The following is a 25,241-nucleotide window of genomic DNA, read 5'->3' on the forward strand; positions in this document are numbered from 1 at the left end:
CGAATCTGACGGTCCGTCATATCGTCGTCCGGCACCCCCCACCCGTGCAGACGGACGTACCGCACTCCGCGAGGAGCAACCGTGGGAGACCCGCACCCAAAACTCCACGCCACCCAACTGACCCGCGCCTTCGGCCGCGCCCCGCACCAGGTCCGCGCCCTCGGCCCGCTCGAACTCGCCGTCGCCCCGGGCGAGTTCGTCTGCCTGGTCGGCCCGTCCGGCTGCGGCAAGTCCACCCTCCTGCGCATCGCCGCGGGCCTGCTGCGCCCCAGCACGGGCACCCTGGAGATCCGCACGTCCAGCCCGCGCCCGGCGGCCATGATCTTCCAGGACTACGGCATCTACGACTGGAAGTCGGTCCGCGCCAACGTCCGCTTCGGCCTGGACGTCCAGCGCGTACCGCGCCGCGAGGCGAACGCCCGCGCCGACGAGTGGCTGGCCCGCATGGGCCTCGCCGACTTCGCGCACGCCTACCCGGCGACCCTCTCCGGTGGTATGCGCCAGCGGGTCGCCATCGCCCGCGCACTCGCCGTAGAACCCGAACTCCTGCTGATGGACGAGCCGTTCGCCGCCCTGGACGCCCAGCTCCGCACGATCCTCCAGGACGAACTCCTGGAGATCACCCAGACCTTGCGCACGACCACCCTCTTCATCACGCACAGCCTGGAGGAGGCGCTGGTCCTCGGCGACCGCGTGCTGGTGATGTCCGCCCGGCCTGGCCGGATCATCGCCGAGCATCGCCCGCCGTTCCCGCGCCCGCGCACCGGCGACATCCGTGACACCCCCGAATTCACCGCTCTGAAGGGCGAGTTGTGGGAACTGCTGCGGAAGGAGGCGGTGCCCGCATGACCACGATCGCCCCCGGCCGCGAGGAACCGGTCCTGGTCCGCCGTCCTGGCCCGCACGAACTCCATCCGGTCCGCACCCACCGCCGCCGACGCGCACTGGAACTCTCGCTCGCCGTCGCCGTACCCCTCGTCCTGATCCTGTGGTGGCAACTGGCCGCCACCCAGGGCTGGATCGACCCCCGCGTCTACCCGGCTCCCTCCACGATCTTCTCCGACGGCTGGGACCGGGCCGCCGCCGGCGACCTGTGGCCGGACGTGTGGGCCACCACCAAGCGCGTCCTGGGCGGCTACGCGATCGGCACGGCAGCCGGGTACACGCTGGGCCTGCTGATGGGTTCCCTCTCGCTCGTCCGGGCAGCGCTGGAACCGCTGTTGGACGCCCTGTACGTCGTACCGAAACTGGCCCTGCTGCCGATCTTCCTGAACATGTTCGGCCTGGGCGAGGGCCCGCAGGTGGCGCTGGTGGCCGCCACGGTCTTCTTCTTCGTGTGGATCTCGACGATGTCGGCTGTCCTTGCGATCCCCTCCGGCCACCGGGACGCGGGCCTGGTCTTCGGCGCCGGCCCGTGGCAGATGTTCCGCCACGTCCTCCTGCCCGCCTCGCTCCCCGCGGTCCTGGTCGGCGCCCGGATCGCGGCGGGCGTGGCCGTCCTGGTCATCGTGGCCTCGGAACAGATCGCCGCGACGAACGGCCTGGGTCATCTGATCTTCGACTCCCGCGCACTGTTCGAGAACGACGTGATGTTCGTCGGCATCGTGTGCGTCGCGGTCCTGGGGGTCGTCTTCTCCGAACTGGTGCGTGTGGCAGGCCGGTTGCTCACCCCATGGGCACCGCGGGACCGAGGACGGGGGCAGTCATGAGAAGGCGTGCGTACGGTGTGGTGGTCGTCGTGGCCGCTCTGTTGGCATCGGCGGGCTGCTCGTCCAAGTACGCGGGGGATTCCGGGTCTTCGGGCACGGCAGCCGCGGGCGGCCGCACGATCAAGCCCGTCGACGGCTGCGGCAAGTCGTCCTGGACCGACCCGGCGGACCTCTCCCCCACCCGCGTCCCGGCCCGCTGCCAGCCACTCGCCCCCTCCGCCCAACCCCTCCCCAAGACGCGGAAGTTGACGATCGCGACCGGAACCCTGAGCGCGGAGTACGTCGCCCCGCTCGAAGTCGCCCTGGACAAGGGCGAGTTCAAGAAGGAGGGCCTGGACGTCACCCTCAAGGTGCTGCCGACCCCGGACGCGCTGCCGCTGCTGGCCAAGGGGGACATCGACGCGATGTGGGCCGCTCCGGAGGCGGCCGTCATGAACGGCGTCCAGGGTGGCTTCGACATCAAGTGGGTCGCTGGGAACTTCTCGCCCGACCCCCGGTCGAAGAGCGGCCTGTGGGTGAAGCTGAGGAACGGCGAGGCGGCGGCCGACGTCCGGATGGCGGGCCGCAGGATGGGCACGATGATCGGCAAGGGCTCGGTGATCGCGTACCCCATGGAGAAGGCCCTCGCGAACCACGGCGGCGGCCTCGACAAGATCCAGTACCAGCAGCTCGGTTCGGCCGACGTCCTCACCGCCCTCCAGAACGGCGGTGTCGACTCCGCCTGGCTCCTGGACCCGGTCTGGCGCAAGGTCGACGACAACCCGCGCTATGCCTTCCTGGGCGGCCAGCCCCTCGGCGAGCCCCTGGGCGGCATGCTCTACGGCCGCACGCTCCTGCACGACGACGTGGACGCCGGGGTGGCCCTGATGCGGGCCTACATCCGCACGGTGAACACGTACTTCGCGAACGACTACAAGAGCGACCCGAGCTTCGTCGCCTACCTGGCGAAACTCCTGAAGACGGACGAGGCGGTCCTGAAGTCGACGCCGTCGCTCACCATGGACTGGGAGATCCGCTCGGGTACGACGACGCGATTGCAGGCCGCGTACAAGGCGGCGGGCGTGTCGAAGGGGGCCACGCTGCCCGAGTCCCGGACGTTGGACCGCTCGCTGTACGAGGAGGCGGTGGGGCATCAGCCGTAGAAACGACCGAGGGCCGGAACCCTTTCGGATTCCGGCCCTCGGCCTTCAGTAGCGGGGACAGGATTTGAACCTGCGACCTCTGGGTTATGAGCCCAGCGAGCTACCGAGCTGCTCCACCCCGCGTCGATGAATGCAACGTTACGTCAGGGACGCGGGAAGAAGCAAATCGTTTAACAGTGCAGGTCAGCGGCGCTCGTTTCGCCGGTCCCGGCTGGTCCGACATCACGCGGTCAGTTCCTGCCGCAGCGCGTCCCGCAGCCGGGCCGCCCGCTCGGACACCTCCCCCGGCCCGAGCGTCACCGCCCGGTCCGCCCAGCGCTGCCCCTCGGCCAGCTCCCCGCGACGCGCGTAAACCAGGGCCAGCCGCAAGGCCGCCCGCCCGTGCCCCGCGTCGGCGGCCCGTGCCCACCACACCGCCGCCTCCGGCTCGCTGCCCTCGCGGGCCAGCAGCAGCCCGAGGTTGAAGGCACCGTTGCGGGACCCGGCCTCGGCCGCCTCGCGGTACCAGCGGGCCGCCTCGACGACATCGCCGCGCGCGGCGGCCAGCATCCCGACCCGCACCTGGGCGCGCCGGTGCCCCTGCGAAGCCGCCCGCTCGTACCACTCCTCGCACTCGGTCTTCTCGTGCACCTGCTCGCCCAACTCGTGGGCGGGCGTGGGCGGTCGCCGCGCGTCGAGCACCGAGGCCAGCCGGTACGCCGCCTCCGCGCTCCCCCCGCCGGCCGCGCAGCGCAGATGCCGCTCGGCCTCCGGCTCGTCGCCGTCCCGCAGCCGGGCGATGCCGACCTGCAAGGCCGCTTCGGTGTGCCCCGCGGCGGCCGCCCGTTCGTACCAGGGCAGCGCTACGGCCTCCTCGCCGCGCCCGGCGAAGAGGATCCCGAGGTTGAAGGCGGCGTCCACGCTGCCGGCCTCGGCGGCCTTGGAGAACCACGGCTCGGCGCCGGTCGCGTCGCCGCCCTGGAGCAGCAGCACGGCCAGCGCGTTCGCCGCCTCGCGGTGTCCGGCGTAGGCCGCCCGCCGGTACCACTGCTCGGCGTGCGCGGTCCGGGCCTGCTCGGCGCAGAGCAGGCCGAGGTTGTACGCGCCGTTCACATCACCGGCGTCCATCGCGGCCCGGTACCAGCGCTCGGCGGTCTGCGTCTCGCCGCGCTCGGCGTGCAGCGCGCCCAGCGCGTTGGCCGCGTTGCCGTCGCCGTCCTGGGCGGCGCGCAGCCACCACACGGCGGCGCTCTCGGTGTCGCCGGCGTCGCGCAGCAGGAAGCCGAGGGCGCAGGCGGCGCGGGCCTCGCCGTCCTTGGCGGAGGTCAGATACCAGCGCCCGGCCTCCTTCAGCTCGCCCCGCTTCTCCAGGATCGCCCCGAGGTGCAGCGCGGCCCGCTGATGGCCGCGCGCGGCGGCCTGCCGGTACCACTGCTCGGACTCGCCCCCTGCGGACGCCTCGACACCGTTGTCAGCGCCGCTCTCGCCCTCCTGCGTCTCCTGTGCCGCTTTGTGATCAAGCGCCCGTGCCAGCCGGTACGCGGCCTCGCGGTGCCCGCGCTCGGCGGCGGAGCGCATCCATCGCTCGGCCGCGGTGTCCCCGCGGTGCTCCAGCAGGTCGGCGAGGGCGTACGCGCCCAGCGCGTGGCCCTGTTCGGCGGATTGGCGCAGCCAGTACTCGGCGGCGGGCTCGTCGCCGCGCTCGCGGTGGTAGCGGCCGAGCGCGTGCGCGGCGGCGGCGGAGCCGGCCACGGCGGCGATCCGCCACCATCCGGCGGCCTCGTCGGTGTATCCGCGCTGGTGCAGGAGGACACCCAGGTTGTTGGCCGCGGCCCGGTCACCCTCGGCGGTGGCGGCACGCAGCAGGGGCTCGGCTCCGTCGAGATCACCGCGGCGCAGCAGTATGGCTCCGAGGACACTCGTCGCCTCGACGTCGCCGGCCTGCGCGGCGAGCCGTGTGCGTGCCTCGTCGACAGCCTCCCCGTCCCCGGTTTCGTCCCGGTCGGAAGGCTGCACAAAACGCCCTGTATCCAACAGAGTTGCCTTGTCCCCCATAACGTCCATCGTCGCACCACCTGCAACCTGGGTACACCTGGTATACCGCAGCCAGTGAGGTCTCTACAGCGTTTTGTCGACATGCCCACAGAGAGACAAGCAAAACACGGTTTCACCAAGTCCCCCCGGCGGCACGGCCGTCACCCTCGTCGGCACATGCGTTCGCACAGCGCGAAGGCCCGGATCCTGGAAAGGATCCGGGCCTTCGCGATCAGTAGCGGGGACAGGATTTGAACCTGCGACCTCTGGGTTATGAGCCCAGCGAGCTACCGAGCTGCTCCACCCCGCGCCGTTGTGTTGCAACCGTACCACGGGCGTGAGGTGGGCTTTTCCCTATCCGCTACTGGGGCTGGCGCTCGGACTCGGACTACTGCTGGGACTGGCGCTGCTCTTGCTCTTGCCTGCCGCGGCCTGCGCGTCCTCCGCCCGCTTCAGCGCGGCCTGGAGATCCTTCTGCGCCTGGCCGTACGCCTCCCAGTCACCCTTCTTCAGGGCTTCCTGCCCGGCGTCGAAGGCCTTCTGGGCGTCGGTCAGGGCCTGTTGGACCGTCGGGTTAGTGGATGTCGGTGGACTGGTGCTCTCGTCCGGTGGCGTGGTCGTCGAACTCTCGGCCCCGAAGACCTTGTTGAGCCCCTCGTCCAGCGTGTCCTCGAAGGCGGTCTTGCCTCCGTAGGCCACCAACACCTTGCGCAGCAGCGGGTACTTGAGTCCACCACCGCGTACGTAGACGGGCTCCACGTACAGCAGTCCCCCGTCGAGCGGCACCGTCAGCAGGTTGCCGTACTCGATGTCGGAGTCGCCGCCCTTGAGCAGCTTGATGGACTCGGCGATGTCCTGTTCCGAGTTGAAGGCGCTCTGCACCTGTTTGGGTCCGCCGACGGTCGTACTGGTCGGCAGCTTCAGGATTCTGATCTTGCCGTAATCAGGGGTGCCGGCCTCGGAGTCGACGGCCATGAAGGCGCTGAGGTTGTCTCTGCCGTTCGGTGTGAACGTCGTCGTCAGCGAGAACGCCTGCGCGGACTGGTCCGGCATCTTCATGCTCAGGTAGTACGGCGGCACCGCGCTGCCCGACTTGTTGGTCGGGTCGTCCGGCACCTGCCACACCTCGCTGCCGCTGAGGAACGTCTGCGCGTCCGTCACGTGGTACCGGGTGAGCAGCTCGCGCTGGACCTTGAACAGGTCCTGCGGATACCGGAGATGGGCCATCAGCGAGGACGAGATGTCGGCCTTGGACTTGACCGTGCCCGGGAACGCCTTCATCCAGGTCTTCAGGACCGGGTCCTCGGTGTCCCACTGGTAGAGCTTGACCTGACCGGTGTACGCGTCGACGGTCGCCTTCACCGAGTTGCGGATGTAGTTGACCTGGTTCTGCTGGGCCACCACCGCGCGGTTGTTGTTGGAGGCGGTCAGCGAGTCGGCCGTGGTGTCACCGAGGGTGGTCCGCGAGGCGTACGGGTATCCGTTGCTGGTCGTGTACGCGTCCACGATCCACTGGATACGGCCGTCCACGACCGCCGGGTAGGCGTCGCCGTCGATGGTCAGCCAGGGCGCCACCGCCTCGACGCGCTCCTTGGGCGTGCGGTTGTACAGGATCCGCGAACCGTCGCCGATGGCACCGGAGTAGAGCATCTGCGGCTCGTTGAAAGCCACCGCGTACGCGGCCCGGTTGAGCGGGTTGGAGAGGCTGACCCCGCTCTTGCCCTTGTAGCTGGTGGTCTTCTCGCCGCTGTCGTCGGAGTAGTCGATCTCCTTCTGGGGACCGCCGACGATCGAGTACGTGGTGGTCTTCTCGCCGTAGTAGATCTGCTGCTCGTACGTGCCGAGGTCGCCCGTGGACGGCAGATCGGACTCGGTGAAGACCGGGCGGCCCTCGGAGTCGGCCTCCGTGCCCTTGGCGGCGACCACGCCGTAGCCATGGGTGTAGCGGAAGTGGTCGTTGATCCAGTTGTTCTTCGGAATGCCGTTGAGGTTCAGCTCACGCAGACCGATGACCGTGTCCTGGTCCTTGCCGTCCTTGGTGTACCGGTCGACATCCAGGTTGGTCGGGAACGCGTAGTAGTTCCTGATCTGCTGGAGCTGCTGGAAGGTGGGCGAGACGATGTTCGGGTCCACGATGCGGATGCTCGCCGTGGAGTCGACGTCGGAGCGCAGCTTGGCCTTGTCCTTGGTGGTGCTCGTCCCCGAGTACTCCGTGACCTTGGTGTCGTCGATGCCGTAGGCCTCGCGCGTCGCCTTGAGGTTCTTCTGGACGTACGGGGCTTCCTTGGCCTGTTCGTTTGGCTGGACCGTGAACTTCTGGACGATCGCCGGGTACAGGCCCCCGATGAGGATCGCGGAGAGCACCATCAGACCGAAGCCGATGACGGGGAGCTGCCAGGTGCGCCGCCACAGGGTGGCGAAGAACAACAGCGCGCAGATGACGGCGATGCAGAACAGGATCGTCTTGGCCGGCAGATACGCGTTCGCGTCGACGTACCTAAGGCCCGTCCAGTCACCGGTCGCCTTGAAGTCGCTTGATTTGACCGCGAGTCCGTACCGGTCGAGCCAGTAGGCGACCGCCTTGAGGGCGACGAAGATGCCGAGCAGCACCGACAGATGTCCGGTGGCGGCGGCCGTGGCCCGCGCGCCCGGGCTGGTGATGCGCAGGCCGCCGTACAGGTAGTGGGTCAGCGCGGCGGCGAGCAGCGAGAGGATCGCGGCGGCGAAGCCGAAGCCGAGCAGGAAGCGGTACCAGGGCAGGTCGAAGGCGTAGAAGGAGACGTCGAGATGGAACTGCGGGTCCTTCTGGTGGAAGGGCACGCCATTGACCCACATCAGCCAGACCCGCCACTGACTGGACGCCGAGGCGCCCGCGATCAGCCCGACGAGGGCGGTGATCGCCAGCAGCAGCCACTTCTTGTACGGCGCGATGCCCATGCGGTAGCGGTCGAGGCTCTGCTGCTCCATCGACATGGCGCTGAGCGGCGGGCGCAGTCGGTGCGCCAGCCAGATGTTCACCCCGACCGCGGCCGCCATCAGCAGGCCGAAGACGAAGAAGAGCCCGATCTTGGTCGACAGGGTGGTGGTGAACACGGACGAGTAATGCACCGACCGGTACCAGAGCCAGTCCGTCCAGAAGCCCGCGAACATCGTGAACGCCATGCCGAGTACGGCAAGGACGCCCAGTGTCATGAGCAACGTCCGGACACGCCGGGACGGGCGGCCCACTCTGATCCGCGGCCCTGTCGGGCCTCCGCCGCGGTCCGGCATCTGGAAAGCCAAGGTGCGCACCTCGAAGTTCGCTGTTGGTCGCTGTCGTTGCGTCAGGTCCCCGGGTTCGCGGACCCTCCGTAGCCCCGCGTGATCGCGGGCCCACACCTATGCAACTTACTCACCGTTTACTCGGTTCCCGATTCCGGCCATGAACGAGGCAGGATTGTGACCATGTCCAACACTCCCATGGCAGCGAACCCCCTCACCCGGGCCGTGCTCGAGATCGACGAGTACGCCGCCGGCCTCGGCTGGGACCAGCCCGCTCGCCTCTTCGCCCTCGTAGACACCGCGCGGCTGCGGGCCCAGGAACCCGGCCTCGCGGCCCAACTCGGCCTGCGGGACGAGTCCGAGGCCTCCGGTCTCACCCCGATCGAGCAGGAGGAGATCCCGGCCGGAAAGCCGCTGGACGAGTTCCTCGGCACGATCGCCTGGCCCGACGCGGTGGTCGGCTGCGCGCTCACCGTCGAGCGGCTGATGCTGCCGCCGTCCGCAGAGGCCTCCGTCCCGGACGGGCTGAGCGAGAAGAAGCTCACCCAGTGGGTCGCCCAGCACCCGGACCGCCAGGAGGTCCGCATGACGGTCGCGGTCCTGCGCGACGGCACCCGCGACTCGGCCCTGCGGCTGCGCGAGAAGGACTCCCCCACGGAGGTCCTCACGGGCGGCGCCCTGGTCCCGGGCCTCGCCGAGGCCCTGTCGGCGACCTTCGAGGACTGACGACCTCCTTGGCTACGACTCTGGGGGCGCCCTCCGTTCGAGGACGCCCCCAGAGTCGTAGCCAGGGCGTGTTCAGCTCTTGGTGGAGCACTTCGGCAGGTCGACGGTCTTGCCGCTGTTGATCAGCTTCAGGGAGCTGATCGCGTCCTTGATGGTGTTCACTTTGACGAGCTGGAGGCCGCTGGGGGTGTCCTTGGCGGCCTCCGCGCAGTTCTCGGCGGGGGTCAGGAAGTACTTCGCGCCCTTGCTGCGCGCGCCGACGGTCTTCATGGAGATGCCGCCGATCGGGCCGACCTTGCCGTCGTCGTCGATGGTGCCGGTGCCGGCCACGAACTTGCCGCCGGTGAGGTCGCCCGGGGTGAGCTTGTCGTAGATGCCGAGCGCGAACATGAGGCCGGCGCTCGGGCCGCCGACGTCCGCGAGCTTGATGTCGATGGTGAACGGGAACGTGTGATCGGTCCCGGCCGAGATGCCGACGATGGCGCGCTTGGCGCCGCTGTCGTCGGACGTCGCGGTGGTGATCGTGATCTTCTTGGTCGCGGTCGCCGTCTTGTTGGCCTTCACGGCGGCGGCCTGCTCCTTGGCGGGCACGATCGTGAACACGACGTTCTCGCCCGGCTTGTGCTTGGTCACCAGTTTCGCGACGTCGTCGGGCTGCTTCACCGTCGTACCGTCCACGGCCTTGATCACGTCACCGGCGTGCAGCTTGCCCTCGGCCGGGGAGTCCTTGACGACCGTCGAGACGATCACCCAGGACGTCACCGGGATACCGAGCTGGTCCAGGGCGGCGACCTTGGCGCTCTCCTGGGACTGGCTGAACTCCTCGGCGTTCTCCTGGGTGGACTGCTGCTCCGTCTTGCCGTCGGGGTACAGCGTGTCGTGCGGGACGACCTTGTTGTCGTGGGCGAGCCAGCCGTACACGGCCTCGACGAGGTTCATGTTGTAGTCGGCGCTGGTGACCCGGACCGTCGTCATGTTCAGGTGACCGGTCGTCGGGTAGGTCTTGCGCCCGTTGATCTGCAGTACCGGCTCGCCGTCGTGGTTCCCGAGCGTGTTCACCGTCGGGCCCGGTGACATCTCCGCGTACGGGACTGTGATGAAGACTCCCGCGCACAGGAGCGCGATCAGCATCAGGGTGGAGGCGAGCATCGTCGCGGTGCGGCGTGGCATGGCACGACAGTACGGGACGCTTCTGTCAGCGCACCGTCAGGGCCGACTTCCGATCACATGCCCGAGTGGGACTTCTCCATGGCCTCGCGGAAGCGGGCGTAGCCGTCCAGTTCCGGGCCGTCGCTGCGTATCTTGCGGGTTCTGTTGGCCCAACTGCCCCACAGACCTGCACCGATCGCGGCCATCAGCGGAATCAGCAACCAGGCGAGCGCCGCCATGCCGACCTCCCAACCCCACATGAGTCACCGCAACTGACTGATCAGCACATTAACCAGCCCCAGTGACAACGCTCATGGCAGGGGGGCGGTTACGCAACCGGAGGGCGGGTGAGAAGTCGGTGAGCGGTCATCAGCTCGTCAGCAGGCGCCGACCCACTCCTCGGTGCCGTCGGAGAACCTCTGGTGCTTCCAGATCGGCACCTCGTGCTTGAGATCGTCGATCAGCTTCCGGCAGGCCTCGAAGGCCTCGCCCCGGTGGGGGCACGACACGGCGACGACGACCGCCAGGTCCCCGATCTCGAGCTCCCCCACCCGGTGGACGGCGGCCAGCGCCCGCACCGGGTAGTCCGCGACGACCTTCTCGGCGATGCGCCGCATCTCGGCCTCGGCACTGGGGTGGCAGGAATACCCCAGTCGGTCGACATCGGCACCGCCGTCGTGATCGCGGACGGTCCCGACGAACAACGCCGTCCCACCGGCCGCGTCGTCCCCGACGGCCCGGAAGACCTCGTCCACGGAGAGGGGCGTCTCCCGGATCCCGATCAGCTTGACGGGATCCTGCGCGGCCTGCTCACCGGGATGGTCGATCGTGGATGCCATGCCTCCATCGTGCCCCACCCCGACGACAGCTCGGAATAGCACGTTCGCCCGGCACGCGCGCGTGCCTGTTTGGAGCGTCCTACAGGGGGCGCGCTTTCTAGGAGGGTCATGGGAGGCGTGGTGCGGCAGCGCGCTGGTCAGATCCGGCGCCGGGCCTTGCGTGCCCGTCGTACGACCGCCGCCGCGCCCAGCAGCGCGACCGTCGCGCCCGCCGCACCGGCCGCCGTCGCGTCCTTGCGGCCCAGCCGGCGCCCGACCACGGTGTGCCGGCCGGAGACCTCCTCCAGCAGCTCCGCGAGCACTTCCTCGTTGGTCCACTGCGGCCGCCAGCCCGCGTCGTGCAGCCGACTCCCGCTCACCACCCACGGGTACATCGTGTACGCCAGGTCGCCGGCCGGGGACGGGGTGAGTCCGATGCGGTGCAGCCGGGCGGCGGCGCCGAGCGCGACCGCCGACGGCAGCTCCATGCGCCGGATGCCGCTCAGCTCTTCGACCTCCTCCTGCTCCAGCCATCCGTCGCAGCCGACGGCCAGTTCCCCGTCGACCTTCTCCAGGACCGCGTACTCCAGCGCGCTGCACAGGTCCTCGACATGGCAGAACTGCCAGGCGGGCCGAGACCCGGCCACCACGAGCAGCCGGGGCGACTCGAAGTACCTGGTCAGCGCGGTGTCGGTGCCGCCGACGAGCACTCCGGGGCGTACGACGGTGACATTGAGCCCGGGGTGCGCCCGGGGCGCGCGCCGTGCGAGCCGCTCGACCTCCAGGAGGTCGCCCACTCCGGTGGCCTCCGCGGTGGCCCGCAGCTCGGCGTCCTCCGACAGCGGCAGTTCGTTGTCGGGCAGCGCTCCGTAGACCATCGCCGAGGTGCAGAGCACGACCCGGTGGACACCGGCCGCCGCGGCGGCCGTCAGCACGGTCTGCGTCCCCCGCACGTTGTACGCCGAACGGGCGGCCGGGTCCGTCTCCAGATCGAGGTCCAGCGCCAGATGGACGACGACGTCCGCGCCGCGCAGCTTCTCCGCGATGGCCGGATCCCGTACGTCGAGGATGTGCCACTGGGCCGCCGCGCACTCGCCGCGCCGCTCGTCGATGGCGATGACCTGCTTGATCTCGTCGGAGGCGGCGAGCCGCTCGGTGAGGAGCGCCCCGATCCCGGACGCGGCGCCGGTGACCGCGACGACGGGCCCGCGCACGGCGGGACTGGTTGAGTGGTTTCGCGCTGCGCGAACCTGCGGATCTGGGGAACTCACCGGGCGTCTCCAGCGGTTGTCTTCAGTACGGACGCGCGTGACGCGTCCGGACCAGGTGGCATCCATCCTGCCGCAGGCCAGGTCTCGGCGAAGCACCGAGGCCCGATCGGCTCGCGGTGTCTACGCTGGGTGGTGTTGAAGGGCAGTCGTGCCGTCGGAGAGAACCGGCGGCCTTACCAGCCGAGGAATCCCGTGAGTGACACCCCATTCGGATTCGGCCTTCCGCCGGAGGAGCCGGACGACGGCGACGAGGGCAAGAAGAAGGACCAGGAGAGCGGTGGTGGTCAGGGACCGGCCAACCCGTTCGGTTTTGGCGGGCTGCCCGGTGCCGGGGGCCTTGGCGGCCCCGGCGCGGACAATCCGCTCGCAGCCATGTTCGGCTCCCTGAACCCCACCGACCTGGGCGCCGCGTTCCAGCAGTTGGGCCAGATGCTCTCGTACGAGGGCGGCCCGGTGAACTGGGACATGGCCAAGCAGATCGCCCGCCAGACGGTCTCCCAGGGCACCCAGGACGGCACCAAGGACGCGAGTGTCGGCCCCGCCGAGCGCAGCGCGGTCGAGGAGGCCGTCCGTCTCGCCGACCTGTGGCTGGACGACGCGACCTCGCTGCCGTCCGGCTCCGGCTCCGCCGTGGCGTGGTCCCGCGCGGAGTGGGTCGAGGCGACCCTGCCGGCCTGGAAGGAGCTCGTGGACCCGGTCGCCGAGCGCGTCGGCGCGGCCATGGGTGACGTCCTGCCCGAGGAGATGCAGGCCATGGCGGGCCCGCTGATCGGCATGATGCGCTCCATGGGCGGCGCCATGTTCGGCACGCAGATCGGGCAGGCCGTGGGCACGCTCGCGGGCGAGGTCGTCGGCTCGACCGACATCGGTCTGCCGCTCGGCCCGGTCGGCAAGGCCGCGCTGCTGCCGCTGAACATCGAGGCGTTCGGCAAGGACCTCGGCATCCAGCAGGAGGAGGTGCGGCTCTACCTCGCCCTGCGCGAGGCCGCCCACCAGCGCCTGTTCGCCCACGTGCCGTGGCTGCGCTCGCACCTGTACGGCGCGGTCGACGGGTACGCGCGCGGGATCAAGGTCGACACCGCCAAGCTGGAGGACGTGGTCGGCCAGTTCGACCCGCAGAACCCGGAGCAGTTGCAGGACGCCCTCCAGCAGGGCATGTTCCAGCCGGAGGACACGCCCGAGCAGAAGGCCGCCCTGGCCCGTCTGGAGACGGCTCTGGCGCTGGTCGAGGGCTGGGTGGACGCGGTGGTCCACGCCGCCGCGAAGCCGCGTCTGACGTCCGCCGACGCGCTCCGCGAGACCCTGCGGCGCCGTCGTGCGACGGGCGGTCCCGCCGAGCAGACGTTCGCCACGCTGATCGGCCTGGAGCTGCGCCCGCGTCGGCTGCGCGACGCCTCCCGGCTGTGGGCCTCGCTCACCGACGCGCGCGGTGTCGACGGCCGTGACGGCCTGTGGGCCCACCCCGACATGCTGCCGACGGCCTCCGACCTGGACGACCCGGACGGCTTCGTGCACCGCGAGCAGTTGGACTTCTCCGAGCTGGACAAGATGCTCGGCGAGGCGGCGAGCGGCACCGAGGAGAAGCCGGACCTGAAGAAGAAGGACGACGACTCCGAGTGAGCCTGCACGACGACGCGGTCCTCGTACTCAAGAGCTACGAGGACCAGGCGGACCTGCGCCAGGCCTACCTGGACCACCTCGCCGAGCACCCGGACGGCATGTGGAAGTCCTGCCACTCCGGTCATGTCACGGCGAGCGCCCTGGTGATCGATCCCGAGCACGGCAGGGTCCTGCTGACCCTGCACAAGAAGCTGCGCATGTGGCTGCAGATGGGCGGTCACTGCGAGCCGGAGGACACCTCACTGGAGGCCGCCGCCCTGCGCGAGGCCGGGGAGGAGTCCGGCATCACCGGACTGACGCTGCTGCCGGGCGGCCCGGCCCGCCTGGACCGCCACCCGATCCCGGCGCCGTGCCACTGCCACTACGACGTCCAGTACGCGGTCGTGGCACCCCCGGGCGCCGTCCAGGAGATCAGCGACGAGTCCCTCGACCTGCGCTGGTTCGCCTACGACGAGGTGGCGGCCGTAGCGGACAAGTCGGTCGTACGACTGCTCGAAGCGACCCGCGCCCGGCTCTGAGGCGGTAAGGGGCACCCGCAATGGCGGGCGCCCCTTACGTGTCGCTCTACTGGACGCTCAGCTCCAGACGTTGCCCTGGTTCTGCGCGTGGGCGCCGTGCTGGCCCATGCCGTACTGCGCGGCGAGGCCCTGGCCGATCGCCGCGTTCTGCGGCGGCAGGAGTTCGCTGGGCTGGACGAGCGCGTAGCCGCTGCCCATGAAGCTCAGCTCCCAGCCCTCGCCGGTGTTGCCGCGGCGCCGCCACACCCCGGAGGAATGCGTCTGGGCCTGCATCTGGACGCGCAGTCCGGTGGACCAGGCGACGATCGCGTCGGCGTCGCAGTTGACGTACTTGTCCGGCGTGACCTGCATCATCAGCGGCGCGCCCGAGGTCATCAGGGCGACCTTGCCGCGGCCGGTGATGTTGAGCTGGTACTTCCCGGAGCCGGAGATGCCGTACTGGCTGTCCACGGCGATGACCTCGTGGTGCAGCGAGGAGTCCATCGCGAGGACGTAACTGCTGTCGACGGTCAGGCCGTCCTGCTCGACGTCCACCACGTGGATGTGCTGGGCGAGGTTGGCGAGGAAGAGCGTGCCCTGCCCGTGGCAGCGCATCAGGCTGAGGCCCTCGCCGGTGTAGGCACGCGCGCGTGCCTGCTGGTTGTTCTGGTACTCGGCGTCGAACTCGACGAGCCCCTGGTAGGCGACCATCGTGCCCTTGCGGGCGAGGATGTCGTCGTGGCCCTCCAGGACGATGCGCAGCATCTGCTTGTTCTGGAGGCTGTAGCGGTCCTGGGACTGCGAGTCGTTGAACGCGAAAAGCGGGCTCTGCATGGTGTCGTGTTCCCCCTCAGCCCCGGAACCGGAGGCGGTCGGTGCTGTCCTCGCTGGGCTGGACGACGACGATGCCCTGCCCGGAGAAGGCCATCTGATAGGCCTCGCCGCTGCCGCGGCCGATCAGCGACTGCGCCTTGAAGCTGCGCTTGCCCTTCACCTTGAGGTTCGGGGACCAGGCGACGAGCGCGTCCGGGTCGACGTACGTCTCGTCCTCGCCACCGCCGCAGTCGACGACGATCGGCTTGCCGCGCGAGGTCAGCGCGACCCAGCCCTGGCCGGTGATCTTGGTGTTCCACAGGCCCTGGCCGGCGAACTTCGCCAGCCCCTTGACCCGCTCCACGCCCCAGGTGAGGTGGGCGTCGAAGGCGAGCAGGTTGGTGGCGTTGACGGAGATCCCGTCGCCGTTGAGGTTGATCACGACGACGTCCGCGCCGTAGTCGGCGAGGTAGAGCAGTCCGTCTCCGGAGCACTTCATCAGGGGCGCGCCCTCGCCGGTCATCCAGTCGCGCGCGATCTGGCGCACGGCCGGCGGGTTGGGCTCGTACTGGATGAAGCCTTCGTAGGCGATCATCGAGCCCACGCGCGCGAAGAGGTCGCTTCCGGTCTGCATGGCGACCTTCAGCATGTTGTTGCCGTGGTTCTCCATGCGGGCGGTGACGGGTGCGGGGGCGTAGCCCGCGAGCGGCTGGTTCATGTCGGGCTCCCTCAGACCTCGTACGGCTGGACGACGACGAAATTGCCGGGGGCGGCCCGGAACTGCAGGTTGACGCTCTCCCCGGTGTCTCCCGGATAGGCGTTGCGGCGCATCCGGACCTGGCTGGAGACGATCACCTGGGCGGCAGCGGACCAGGCGACGACCGCGTTGCAGTCGGCGAACGTGGTCGGCGTGACCGGCAGGACGACGGGCTCGCCGTGCGTCTTGACGACGATGGTGCCGGTCCCCTGGAACTGCATCGTGAACAGCGCGCCCCCGGGGATGCCGTGTCCCTCGATGCGCCGGACCTCGTACTGGAGGCTCTCGTCGAAGGCGAGGACGTTCTCCGCGGAGACGCAGATCGCGTCGCCCTGGAGCTCGACGGGGTGCAGGTTGGTGGAGTTCTCGGCGAGGAACACCTGGCCCTGGCCGGTGCAGCGCATGAGCTGCATCTCCTGGCCGGTCGCGTTGCCCGTGATGCGGCCGGCGAACCCGGCGCCCTTGTAGCCGAAGTCGACCTTGCCCTGGTAGAGCACCATGCTGCCCTGGCGGGCCAGTACGGGCTGGCCGCCGATGCCGAGGTCGACGCGGATCAGCTTCTTGTTCTGCTGCGTCCAGCGCTGCCCGGTGGGCGTCTCCTTGAACTTCTCCAGCGCGGCCGAGACACCGGCGGCCTGGGGAGCGCCGGAGGGCACACCATAGGCGGCGGGCTGGGCCGGGACCTGGCCGTAGCCGGGCGGGGGCTGGGGTGCCTGCGGCGGCTGGCCGTACCCGGGAGGCAGCGGCGCGGTCTGGCCCGGGGCCTGCTGTCCGTACGGCTGCGGCGGCTGGCTGTAGGGCGCGGGGGCGGGGGCCGGCGGCGGCACCATTCCGCCGCCGGGCGGGGTCATCGGCGCGATGATCGTCGGCGCGGCGTGCACGGAGGGGGCGGGCGCCGGGGCCGGCGGGGGTGTGAAGCCCTGTGGTGCGGGCTGACGGGCCGGGGCAGGCGCGGGTGCCGGGGCGGACGGGGCGCCGAACGCGGGCGGGGCGGAGGTCTGCGGGGGCGGGGCGAAGCCCGGGGCGGCGCCGGACTGCGGCTGCGGCGCGGCGGGCGCCTCCTCCTCCATGACCTCGCCGCCGAAGTTCTTCAGCAGCGCTTCGAGGCCGCCGTCGAAGCCCTGGCCGACGGCAGCGAACCGCCAGACGTCCTTCAGGTAGAAGTCACCGAGCATCACGGCCCGCTCGGTGGTGAACTCCGAACCGTTGAACGAGTACCGGGCCACCTCCTCGCCGCCCGCGACGATCCGGACGTACCCGGGGGCGATCTGCGACATCTGTCCGGCGCCGTCGAGCGTCGCCGTGAACGCCAACTTGTGGATCTGCGGCGGGATCCTGTCGAGCGTGACCCGGAAGGACTCCGAGTCGCCCGCCTGGGCGCCGAGGAGCTGAATGGACTCCTCCGGGGACTTCGGCTGGTTGAAGAACACGAAGTACCGGTCGTCCGAAAGCCGCTCCTCGGCGTCGAGACCGAAGCAACTGATGTCGAACGTCAGCCCGGGGCCGGTGATCTGCACGCCTACGTACAGATCGGTGCCCGCGGTGAGGTCACTGATCTTGGCCTTGTGGCCGCGTTGGAATTCCCTGGCCATGCGTAACGACCGTCCCCCATCCCGATGCAAGTGCGTCGCGTCAGGCTAACTGCAATCTCTGACACCGGAGGATGTCGGTACAGACCCGGTACACAACCCCCAGGGGGACGTCACTCGTCGCGGGTGCCTGGCAGATGGGGCAGCCGTTCGGCCGCGACCACCCCTTCGAGGTAGCCCTTGGCCCGCTCGGTGCGGGGATAGGCCTCCAGGAGACGCCAGAAACGCGGGCCGTGTCCGGGGACCAGGAGATGCGCGAGTTCGTGCAGCAGCACGTAGTCGACGACGTATTCGGGCATGCCCTGGAGCCGGTGGGAGAGACGGATGCTGCCCTCGGAGGGTGTGCAGGAGCCCCAGCGCGTGTTCTGGTTGGTGACCCAGCGCACCGACGTGGGCCGGGCGCGGCCGTCGAAGTACTGGTCCGACAGGCGCTCGGCGCGCTCCGCCAGCTCCGCGTCACCGAGCACGCGTTTGCTTTCCTGGGCGGCCAGCTTGTCGAGCATGACGGTGACCCAGCGCTTCTCCTCCGCCTCGGACATACGGGCGGGAATCAGCACGACGGTGCGATCGCCCTCGCGGTACGCGGAGACCGTTCTGCGCCGACGCGCACTCCTGCGAACCTCGATCGCGCTCGCCCCCGAGCCGCTTGGCGGCTGGCTCGTCATACTGCGCTGTGGTTTTCCGGCGCTGTGCAGTGGGTCGGCGGGCACGCCCCGACGTTACCCTCTGCACACGCGGGAAGTCCCGCCCCTGGGACGGTTCGGTGTCGATCCCCCACCGAGCGTTTGATTTGTACGACGAATACCCCCTGCCTGTGGACAACTTTCGGCACCCGACGCCCGGGCCGGGCAGGCTGGCATCGCCGGCGGATCACGGACCGCTTCCACCGGCTCACTGGACGTAACTTCCTAGGGCTACGGGGGCCAGTCATGCATCCGATGGTGAAGCCCGCGCTCAGGCGCGGCTGGCGTGATCTCAACACCGTGCAGTTCGGGATGACCCCGGCGCACGCGATGACGCTCGGCCCGATGGACACGGCGACGGGCAGTTTCCTGGACCTGCTCAACGGCACGCGCGGACTGCCGCTCCTGCGTGAAGAAGGCCATCGGATGGATCTGCCCGAGGGGCATGTCGACCAACTGGTGGAGCGGCTGACGCGGGCCGGTCTGCTCGACGACGCGAAAGGGGGCGGTCCCGGGGCCGACGCCCTCCGCGCGAAGAAGGACGTCCTCGACCGGCTGCGCCCGGACCTCGCGTCCCTCTCCCTGGTCACCGGCGAGCCGGGCGCGGCGATGGGCCGTATGGCGGCGCGCAGCGGACTGCGGGTGCAGGTGAGAGGCGCGGGCCGGGTGGGCGCGGCGATGGCCGCGCTGTTGTCGGGCGCGGGGGTCGGCGAGGTCGACGTACGCGACGGCGGCCACACCGAACCCTGGGACGTGGCTCCGGGCGGACTGCCCGCAGAGGCGGTCGGCGAGCGCCGGGACGAGGCGGCGCGGCGCGCGGTACGCCGGGCGGCACCGGGTCGTCCACCGCGCCGGACCTCGCGGTCGGCGCCGGAGGAGAACGACCCGGGCTTCTCCCTGGTGATCCTCGCCCCGCGCGACGACGTCGCCGTGCACGCGCCCGACCCGTCCGCGGCCGCCGACCTGATCGCCTCGGGAACCCCTCATCTCTACGCCGGTGTCGTGGAGGGCACCGGAATCGTGGGCCCGCTGGTGCTGCCAGGTGAGACGGCCTGCGCGGGCTGTCTGCATCAGGCGCGCACCGACCGGGACCCGACCTGGCCCCGTCTCGTCGCGCAGTGGCGTTCCGGCAGGCAGCCCCGGGTGCGCCCCTGCGATCTGGCGCTGGCCACGACCGTCGCCGGACTGGGGGCCGCGCACGCGCTCGCCTTCCTCGACGGGCAGTCACCGTCGAGCGCGGGCGCCCGGTGGGAGGTCTCGCTGCCCGGTCTCCACTGGCACTCCCGGCCGGTCTGGGCGCATTCCGCATGCCCGTGCGGAGCCGCGGAGAAGGATGCGGAGAAAGGTGAGGAGAGACACACCTCTACGGACGAGGATCGACACGCGACAATGGCAGGGGACCGGCCGTCGAGGGGTGTGCGCCGTAGGGCAGACTCGGCCCGGCCGGCTGGGACTTGGAGGGCGCATGTCTGATCTTCCGCGCAAGGCGGTCACCCGTACCGCCAAGCTCGCCGCGCTCCCGCTCGGCTTCGCCGGGAGAGCCACGTGGGGGCTCGGGAAACGGATCGTGGGCGAGTCCGCGGAGATCGTCGGCCGTGAGCTGCAACAGCGCACGGCGGAGCAACTGTTCAAGGTGCTCGGCGAGCTCAAGGGCGGGGCGATGAAGTTCGGGCAGGCGCTGTCCGTCTTCGAGTCGGCGCTGCCCGAGGAGGTCGCCGGTCCCTACCGGGCCGCGCTGACCAAGCTCCAGGAGGCCGCGCCTCCGATGCCGACGCGCACCGTGCACGCCGTGCTGGAGGAGCGGCTCGGCGAGGACTGGCGCGAGTTGTTCCTGGAGTTCGAGGACAAGCCGTCGGCCGCGGCGTCGATCGGGCAGGTGCACCGGGCCGTGTGGCACGACGGCCGCGAGGTCGCGGTCAAGGTCCAGTACCCGGGCGCCGGCGAGGCCCTGCTGTCCGACCTGACCCAACTGAGCCGTTTCGCCCGCCTGTTGGGCCCGCTCATCCCCGGGATGGACATCAAGCCCCTCATCGCCGAGCTGCGCGACCGGGTCTCCGAGGAGCTGGACTACGGCCTGGAGGCGCAGGCCCAGCAGGCGCACGCGGAGGAGTTCGAGGGCGACCCGGATGTCGTGGTGCCCGCCGTGGTCCACCAGTGCGACCAGGTCCTGGTCACGGAGTGGATCGACGGGATCCCACTGTCGGAGGTGATCGCCGACGGCACCCCGGAGCAGCGCAACCGGGCGGGGCAGCTCCTGGCCCGCTTCCTCTTCTCCGGTCCGGCCCGCACCGGCCTCCTCCACGCGGACCCGCACCCCGGCAACTTCCGTCTGCTGCCCGCCGACCCGGACGGCAAGGGCGACTGGCGCCTGGGCGTCCTGGACTTCGGCACGGTCGACCGTCTCCCCGGTGGCCTGCCGACCCCCATCGGCGACTCCCTGCGCATGACACTCGACGGTGACGCCGAGGCGGTCTACGAACTGCTGTGCACGGAGGGCTTCGTCAAGGAGTCGATAGAGCTGGACCCCGATGCCGTCCTCGACTACCTCGTGCCGATCATCGAACCGGCGCAGGTCGACGAGTTCACCTTCACCCGCGGCTGGATGCGCAGCCAGGCGGCCCGCATCGCCGATCCCCGCTCCCCCGCCCACCAGTTGGGCAGGCAGCTCAATCTGCCTCCGGCGTATCTCCTGATACACCGGGTGACGTTGAGCACAATCGGCGTCTTGTGCCAGTTGGGCGCGACGGTGCGACTGCGCGAGGAGTTGGAGGAGTGGCTGCCGGGGTTCCTGCCGGAGGACCTGGAGGCGTACGAGGAGGAGCCCGCCGCGGAGGCGTGAGCGGGGACGGGGTTACCACCAGGCCGAGTCCAGCCGTCCCTCGATCGCCCTGAGGTTCTCCCTGGCACAGGTGTCGCACAAGTAGCTGCGGGTTCCGTTCTCCACGGAGCAGGTCCAGGTGGGCTGTGGGCCCTCCGACCGGGTGCCGCAGCGGGCGCACACCATGGGCGGGGCCTGCGCGGTGGAGGCGCTGTCGTCACTGCCTCCGGGAGGACTCGTCACGCGGCGACGATATCGCCGTACCCGGCGATCGGTGGGTGGACGCACCGCGGGGGCCGGTCCGTTCGGACGGACCGGCCCCCGCGTGGAGCTTTCGCCTCCCGGGACCGGGAGGCCACCGCTTCAGGTGTGATCGATTACTGCATGACGGCCATGGCGAGCGCACGGCGGGCGCGCATCGAGGCACGCTCGGCCCTGCGCTGCATCCGGCGGGCGGAGACCAGGCGCACGGCCCGGCGTTCCCGCTCGGCCTCATGCAGGCGCTCGTGCATATGCGCACGAGCCAGGGCTTCTGGAATGAGTTGCATCTCTCGGGTCCTGTTCTGGCGCGACTCGGTCGCACCCGGGGTGGTGAAGTCTGGGATCGCGGAGCCCGCGGGCTCGCTGGGAGTGGACGGCTTCATCGGGGCCTGCTTCTTGGGGTCGTGCGTGAGAGGGCGGTCGATCGTTCCGAAGATGTTCATGCCGTGACCGGGTTCTTGCGCGGACGGCCACGCGGCCGCTTGCGGGCCACGACGACACCCTGGACGAACAGCTCGCCACCCCAGACGCCCCAGGGCTCACGCCGCTCCTTGGCACCGGCGAGGCAGGCCTCGACCAGCGGGCAGGTACGGCAGAGGGACTTGGCGTACTCGACATCGGCCGGCGACTCGGCGAAGAAGACCTCCGGGTCGTAGGAACGGCAGGGGACGGGTACGCCGAGGTTCTCGATGGCGTCGTCGAGCGCGGTGAGCGCGGTGAGCGGGATCAAGGTGGAGTCCTCCGTGAGGCCGGGCGGGGGGATCGTTTCGGAAGGCGGTACGGACGGGGCGTGCGCTTCGAGTTGCACGGTTGTTCTTCCTCGTCTGGTCGTTCCGGCCCTGTTGGGCCGGTTGTCGGCTGGTACCGGGTTCTTTTCTTGTCCCGAGGCCCCTTCGCTCCGTCGTCCCCGTTCGGGGAAAACAGAAGGGCCGCGGATCCCGGATGGGGTTCCGCGGCCCTGAAGGCGCCGGCCTGATCGATCAGGCTGGATCACTCCAGGGTTCTGGCCCACGGAAGGCCCACATCTGGTGGTGCTGCGTCGTCTTCTTCCGGCCTCCGGCACCGGCCGCAAAGGCATAGGCCTGCGCCTGTGCCGCTACTGCTTCCAGTGCCTTGGTCGGTCGCTCATTGCGCTCACGGACGGGAAGAACCGCGAGAGACACGGGGGACGCCGGACGGGCGGCAGAAATGCCGGACAGACCGGTGCCCAGGTTCGAAACGCCGAGCATGCACAGGGAGACGACCGAGGGATCGGTCATTTTCACGGTGCTGCTGGAGCTGGTGTTGATGCTGATCACTGGAATCGCCTCCTCTCGGCGTCTCGGGGGACCGGGGGTGAGACCGGTCCTTCGGATATGCAAGTACAGCACGGAATCAGGGCCTTCGAGAAGGCCCCCTGTTCCCGTGTCTAAGAACCTATGGGGATTGCTGGGGCATGCGCAAACTATTTTTCCGACGAGTTTCCATCAGTCCCCCGCGGCACCCTCCGCGGGCTCCTGACCGCCGCAGATGGCCAGGACATCGGCCCCGTAGCGGTTGAGCTTGCGCACTCCGACGCCGGGGATCCGCGCGAGTTCGCCCTCGTCGTCGGGGACGGTCTCGGCGATCGCCATCAGTGTCTTCTCGGTGAAGACGCAGAAGGCCGGCTGGCCGCTGCGCTGCGCCTGGACCTCCCGCCACTCGCGCAACCGCTCGTAGAGGCCCTCGTCCATGTCGGTGGGGCAGTCCTCGCAGCGCATCAGCTTCATCTCACCGGCGTCGGTGAGCGTGCGGCCGCAGACGCGGCAGCGGGCCGGGGTGCGCTGCGTCCGCCGAGGGACGGCTTTGGGGCCGCTGCCCGGGTAGCCGCGCTCGATGCCTCCGGGGGCGACCGCGCCGGGTCTGCCGGCGGCGCCGGTCGAGCCGGGGCGCAGACCGTCCAGGAAGCGGCTGGGGCGGCGGCTCGGGCGGCCGCCGGGCGAGCGGGACAGCGCCCAGGAGACGTGGAGCCGCTCTCTGGCGCGGGTGACTCCGACGTAGAGGAGGCGGCGCTCCTCTTCGATCTGTTCGTCGGTCTTCGCGTAGGTGATCGGCATCATGCCCTCGGCGACACCGACCAGGAACACGACGTCCCACTCCAGGCCCTTGGCCGAGTGCAGGGAGGCGAGGGTGACGCCCTGGACGGTCGGGGCGTGCTGGGCGGTCGCCCGCTCGTCGAGTTCGGCGACCAGGTCGGCGAGGGTGGCTCCGGGTTTCGCCGCGACGAAGTCCTGGGCGAGGTTGACCAAGGCCGCGAGCGACTCCCAGCGCTCTCTGACGGCGCCCGAGCCGGCCGGGGGTTCGGTGGTCCAGCCCTCGCCGGAGAGGACGGCACGGACCTGGGAGGGCAGGTCGACGACGTCGTCGAGGAGCGCGTCGTTGCCCCCGAAGCGGGCCGCGCCGCGCAGGGCGGCACCTGCCTTGCGGACCTCGGGGCGGTCGAAGAACCGCTCGGCACCGCGCAGTTGGTAGGGAACCCCGGCGTCGGCGAGGGCCTGTTCGTAAGTCTCGGACTGGGAGTTGGTGCGGAACAGGATCGCGATCTCGCTTGCCGGGACGCCCGCTGCCATCAGGTCCCGGATGCGGCGGGCGGCGCCCTCGGCCTCGGCCGGCTCGTCGGTGTAATCGGCGTAGACGGGCTCGGGGCCCGCGGCGCGCTGGGAGATCAGCTCCAGGCGATGGTCGGCGGCCCGGCCGCGGGCCTGGGAGAGCAGGCCGTTGGCGAGGTGGACGACCTGGGGTGTGGAGCGGTAGTCGCGGACGAGCTTGACGACCGTGGCGCCGGGGTGGCGGGTGCGGAAGTCGAGAAGGTGGTCGGGCGTCGCCCCGGTGAAGGAGTAGATCGTCTGGCTGGCGTCGCCGACGACGCACAGGCTGTCGCGGTCGCCCAGCCACAGCTCCAGGAGGCGCTGCTGGAGCGGGCTGACGTCCTGGTACTCGTCGACCACGAAGTGCTGGTACTGCGAGCGGACTTGTTCGGCGATGTCCTGCCGGTCCTGGAGGACGGCGACGGTCAGCAGCAGGACGTCCTCGAAGTCGATGACCGCGCGGTCACGCTTGACCTCCTCGTACGTCGTGTAGAGCTGGGCGATCTCGGCGGCGGCGCGCGGGATCTCCCGGCCCGCCTTGGCCGCCGCGGCCGCGTAGTCGGAGGGGACGGTCTGGGTGACCTTGGACCACTCGATCTCGGCGGTGACGTCCCGCAGTTCACCGCGGTCCAGTCGGATGCGGCAGGCGGCCGCCGCGTCGGCGACGAGCTGGATCTTGCGGTCGACGAGCCGGGGCATGCCGCCACCGATCGCTTTCGGCCAGAAGTACTGGAGCTGGCGCAGCGCGGCCGAGTGGAACGTACGTGCCTGGACGCCCGCGGCACCGAGCTGGCGGAGGCGGCCGCGCATCTCGCCGGCTGCCCGGTTGGTGAAGGTGACGGCCAGCACGCTGGACGGCTGGAGGAGACCGGCGCGCACTCCGTAGGCGATCCGGTGGGTGATCGCCCGTGTCTTGCCCGTGCCGGCGCCCGCCAGCACGCACACCGGTCCGCGCAGGGCCGTGGCCACTTCACGTTGCTCGGGGTCGAGCCCGTCGAGCACCGCGTCGGCCGAGTCCGGTACCTGCGGGAACAGGGAGGAGTGCGTTGCTGCTGTCACACGGCCATGCTGCCAGGTCCCCGGAGACGGGTGAGCCGGTTGTCCACAGGGAGGCACCCGCAGTCGTACTAATGCGGCAGGCGTCACGTCCCGCGGGATACCCCCGGCGGGAATGGCGGCCCCCTCGCGTACGTTCCCCTCACTGCGAGGACACATCCCCCGAGCTGTTGAGGAGCGCGAGAAGATGTCGGGCACTGTGACGATGTACAGCACCACGTGGTGCGGTTACTGCCGTCGGCTGAAGAGCCAGATGGACCGCGAGGGCATCGCGTACAACGAGATCAACATCGAGCAGGACCCGGCTTCAGCGGCGCTCGTCGAGAAGGCGAATGGCGGGAACCAGACGGTCCCGACCCTGCTGTTCGAAGACGGCTCGACCCTGACGAACCCGTCACTCGCCCAGGTCAAGCAGAAGATCGGCGCCTGAACGACGGTCGGCGAACGCGGCT

At 70.2% G+C, this 25,241-nt stretch carries 24 protein-coding genes and 2 tRNA genes; 9 read left to right on the plus strand and 17 right to left on the minus strand.

The genetic code is table 11. The features are described from left to right. Nucleotides 1-81 precede the first annotated feature (81 nt). The 3 genes from ABZT04_RS20895 to ABZT04_RS20905 are packed head-to-tail and all read left to right on the plus strand — an operon-like array spanning nt 82 to nt 2,851. Nucleotides 82-849, plus strand: coding sequence for an ABC transporter ATP-binding protein (locus tag ABZT04_RS20895; protein WP_356058213.1), 768 nt, complete (start codon nt 82-84; stop codon nt 847-849). Beyond that, nucleotides 846-1,709 carry an ABC transporter permease gene (locus ABZT04_RS20900; protein WP_356058214.1) on the plus strand — a complete coding sequence of 288 codons (864 nt, stop codon included), beginning with the start codon at nt 846-848 and terminating at the stop codon, nt 1,707-1,709. Before ABZT04_RS20895 ends, ABZT04_RS20900 begins: the two co-directional genes overlap by 4 nt. Further along, a complete protein-coding gene (locus ABZT04_RS20905) occupies nt 1,706-2,851 on the plus strand; it encodes an ABC transporter substrate-binding protein (protein WP_356058216.1) in 1,146 nt (381 codons plus the stop codon). Before ABZT04_RS20900 ends, ABZT04_RS20905 begins: the two co-directional genes overlap by 4 nt. A gap of 49 nt (nt 2,852-2,900) precedes the next feature. Here ABZT04_RS20905 and ABZT04_RS20910 read toward each other — a convergent pair. From ABZT04_RS20910 to ABZT04_RS20925, 4 genes are all read right to left on the minus strand, one after another. Further along, nucleotides 2,901-2,974: transfer RNA gene (locus tag ABZT04_RS20910), tRNA-Met, on the minus strand. Nucleotides 2,975-3,073: 99 nt separating this feature from the next. Then, nucleotides 3,074-4,894: a tetratricopeptide repeat protein gene (locus tag ABZT04_RS20915; RefSeq protein WP_356058217.1), complete on the minus strand. Its 1,821-nt coding sequence runs from the start codon at nt 4,892-4,894 to the stop codon at nt 3,074-3,076. A gap of 206 nt (nt 4,895-5,100) precedes the next feature. After that, nucleotides 5,101-5,174, minus strand: a tRNA-Met gene (locus ABZT04_RS20920). A gap of 44 nt (nt 5,175-5,218) precedes the next feature. Beyond that, nucleotides 5,219-8,134 (minus strand): UPF0182 family protein, encoded by a 2,916-nt coding sequence (locus ABZT04_RS20925; RefSeq protein ID WP_356058307.1) that lies wholly within the window; start codon nt 8,132-8,134, stop codon nt 5,219-5,221. Between the two features lie 174 nt (nt 8,135-8,308). Between ABZT04_RS20925 and ABZT04_RS20930 the strand changes: the two genes are divergently transcribed. Continuing rightward, the gene (locus tag ABZT04_RS20930) at nt 8,309-8,851 is read left to right on the plus strand and encodes a PPA1309 family protein (protein ID WP_356058219.1); all 543 of its coding nucleotides are present in this window, start codon (nt 8,309-8,311) and stop codon (nt 8,849-8,851) included. A gap of 72 nt (nt 8,852-8,923) precedes the next feature. Here the strand turns inward: ABZT04_RS20930 and ABZT04_RS20935 are convergent, their stop codons facing one another. The 4 genes from ABZT04_RS20935 to ABZT04_RS20950 all read right to left on the minus strand — a co-directional run bounded on the left by ABZT04_RS20935 (nt 8,924) and on the right by ABZT04_RS20950 (nt 12,089). Then, nucleotides 8,924-10,021 carry a PDZ domain-containing protein gene (locus ABZT04_RS20935; RefSeq protein ID WP_356058220.1) on the minus strand — a complete coding sequence of 366 codons (1,098 nt, stop codon included), beginning with the start codon at nt 10,019-10,021 and terminating at the stop codon, nt 8,924-8,926. A 53-nt stretch (nt 10,022-10,074) separates the two neighbouring features. After that, a complete protein-coding gene (locus ABZT04_RS20940) occupies nt 10,075-10,239 on the minus strand; it encodes a hypothetical protein (protein ID WP_356058221.1) in 165 nt (54 codons plus the stop codon). A gap of 138 nt (nt 10,240-10,377) precedes the next feature. Then, the gene (locus ABZT04_RS20945) at nt 10,378-10,839 is read right to left on the minus strand and encodes a molybdenum cofactor biosynthesis protein MoaE (RefSeq protein WP_356058223.1); all 462 of its coding nucleotides are present in this window, start codon (nt 10,837-10,839) and stop codon (nt 10,378-10,380) included. 137 nt (nt 10,840-10,976) lie between these two features. After that, complete coding sequence (locus tag ABZT04_RS20950; RefSeq protein WP_356058224.1) at nt 10,977-12,089, minus strand: SDR family oxidoreductase; 1,113 nt, start codon at nt 12,087-12,089, stop codon at nt 10,977-10,979. A 192-nt stretch (nt 12,090-12,281) separates the two neighbouring features. Here ABZT04_RS20950 and ABZT04_RS20955 point away from each other — a divergent pair, with 192 nt between their 5' ends. Both ABZT04_RS20955 and ABZT04_RS20960 read left to right on the plus strand, forming a co-directional pair. Further along, nucleotides 12,282-13,709: a zinc-dependent metalloprotease gene (locus tag ABZT04_RS20955; RefSeq protein ID WP_356058226.1), complete on the plus strand. Its 1,428-nt coding sequence runs from the start codon at nt 12,282-12,284 to the stop codon at nt 13,707-13,709. After that, complete coding sequence (locus ABZT04_RS20960; protein WP_356058227.1) at nt 13,706-14,227, plus strand: NUDIX hydrolase; 522 nt, start codon at nt 13,706-13,708, stop codon at nt 14,225-14,227. Before ABZT04_RS20955 ends, ABZT04_RS20960 begins: the two co-directional genes overlap by 4 nt. Before the next feature lie 57 nt (nt 14,228-14,284). Here the strand turns inward: ABZT04_RS20960 and ABZT04_RS20965 are convergent, their stop codons facing one another. The 4 genes from ABZT04_RS20965 to ABZT04_RS20980 form a co-directional block, all read right to left on the minus strand. Next, nucleotides 14,285-15,040: an AIM24 family protein gene (locus ABZT04_RS20965; protein WP_356058228.1), complete on the minus strand. Its 756-nt coding sequence runs from the start codon at nt 15,038-15,040 to the stop codon at nt 14,285-14,287. Between the two features lie 16 nt (nt 15,041-15,056). After that, complete coding sequence (locus ABZT04_RS20970) at nt 15,057-15,737, minus strand: AIM24 family protein (RefSeq protein ID WP_356058229.1); 681 nt, start codon at nt 15,735-15,737, stop codon at nt 15,057-15,059. Nucleotides 15,738-15,748: 11 nt separating this feature from the next. Then, nucleotides 15,749-17,368: a TerD family protein gene (locus tag ABZT04_RS20975; protein ID WP_356058231.1), complete on the minus strand. Its 1,620-nt coding sequence runs from the start codon at nt 17,366-17,368 to the stop codon at nt 15,749-15,751. Nucleotides 17,369-17,478: 110 nt separating this feature from the next. Then, complete coding sequence (locus ABZT04_RS20980; protein WP_356058232.1) at nt 17,479-18,075, minus strand: M48 family metallopeptidase; 597 nt, start codon at nt 18,073-18,075, stop codon at nt 17,479-17,481. Nucleotides 18,076-18,294: 219 nt separating this feature from the next. On the opposite strand from ABZT04_RS20980, the gene ABZT04_RS20985 reads away from it, so the two are divergent. Further along, a complete protein-coding gene (locus tag ABZT04_RS20985; RefSeq protein ID WP_356058234.1) occupies nt 18,295-19,521 on the plus strand; it encodes a TOMM precursor leader peptide-binding protein in 1,227 nt (408 codons plus the stop codon). Further along, nucleotides 19,514-20,887: an AarF/ABC1/UbiB kinase family protein gene (locus ABZT04_RS20990; RefSeq protein ID WP_356058235.1), complete on the plus strand. Its 1,374-nt coding sequence runs from the start codon at nt 19,514-19,516 to the stop codon at nt 20,885-20,887. The genes ABZT04_RS20985 and ABZT04_RS20990 overlap by 8 nt, the downstream gene beginning before the upstream one ends. A gap of 12 nt (nt 20,888-20,899) precedes the next feature. Here ABZT04_RS20990 and ABZT04_RS20995 read toward each other — a convergent pair whose 3' ends face one another. From ABZT04_RS20995 to ABZT04_RS21015, 5 genes are all read right to left on the minus strand, one after another. Then, complete coding sequence (locus tag ABZT04_RS20995; RefSeq protein WP_356058237.1) at nt 20,900-21,109, minus strand: hypothetical protein; 210 nt, start codon at nt 21,107-21,109, stop codon at nt 20,900-20,902. Nucleotides 21,110-21,243: 134 nt separating this feature from the next. Next, nucleotides 21,244-21,570, minus strand: coding sequence for a hypothetical protein (locus ABZT04_RS21000; protein ID WP_356058238.1), 327 nt, complete (start codon nt 21,568-21,570; stop codon nt 21,244-21,246). After that, nucleotides 21,567-21,935 (minus strand): WhiB family transcriptional regulator, encoded by a 369-nt coding sequence (locus ABZT04_RS21005; protein WP_030668930.1) that lies wholly within the window; start codon nt 21,933-21,935, stop codon nt 21,567-21,569. The genes ABZT04_RS21000 and ABZT04_RS21005 overlap by 4 nt, the downstream gene beginning before the upstream one ends. Before the next feature lie 172 nt (nt 21,936-22,107). Then, nucleotides 22,108-22,425 (minus strand): hypothetical protein, encoded by a 318-nt coding sequence (locus ABZT04_RS21010; protein ID WP_356058239.1) that lies wholly within the window; start codon nt 22,423-22,425, stop codon nt 22,108-22,110. A gap of 168 nt (nt 22,426-22,593) precedes the next feature. Further along, complete coding sequence (locus ABZT04_RS21015; protein ID WP_356058240.1) at nt 22,594-24,792, minus strand: ATP-dependent DNA helicase UvrD2; 2,199 nt, start codon at nt 24,790-24,792, stop codon at nt 22,594-22,596. A gap of 184 nt (nt 24,793-24,976) precedes the next feature. Here ABZT04_RS21015 and ABZT04_RS21020 point away from each other — a divergent pair, with 184 nt between their 5' ends. Beyond that, nucleotides 24,977-25,219, plus strand: a complete 243-nt coding sequence (locus ABZT04_RS21020) for a mycoredoxin (RefSeq protein ID WP_355917670.1) — start codon at nt 24,977-24,979, stop codon at nt 25,217-25,219. The last annotated feature ends 22 nt before the right edge of the window (nt 25,220-25,241 follow it).

Origin of the sequence: Streptomyces sp. NPDC005492 (assembly GCF_040605995.1) — a bacterium.
Classification (GTDB): Bacteria; Actinomycetota; Actinomycetes; order Streptomycetales; family Streptomycetaceae; genus Streptomyces.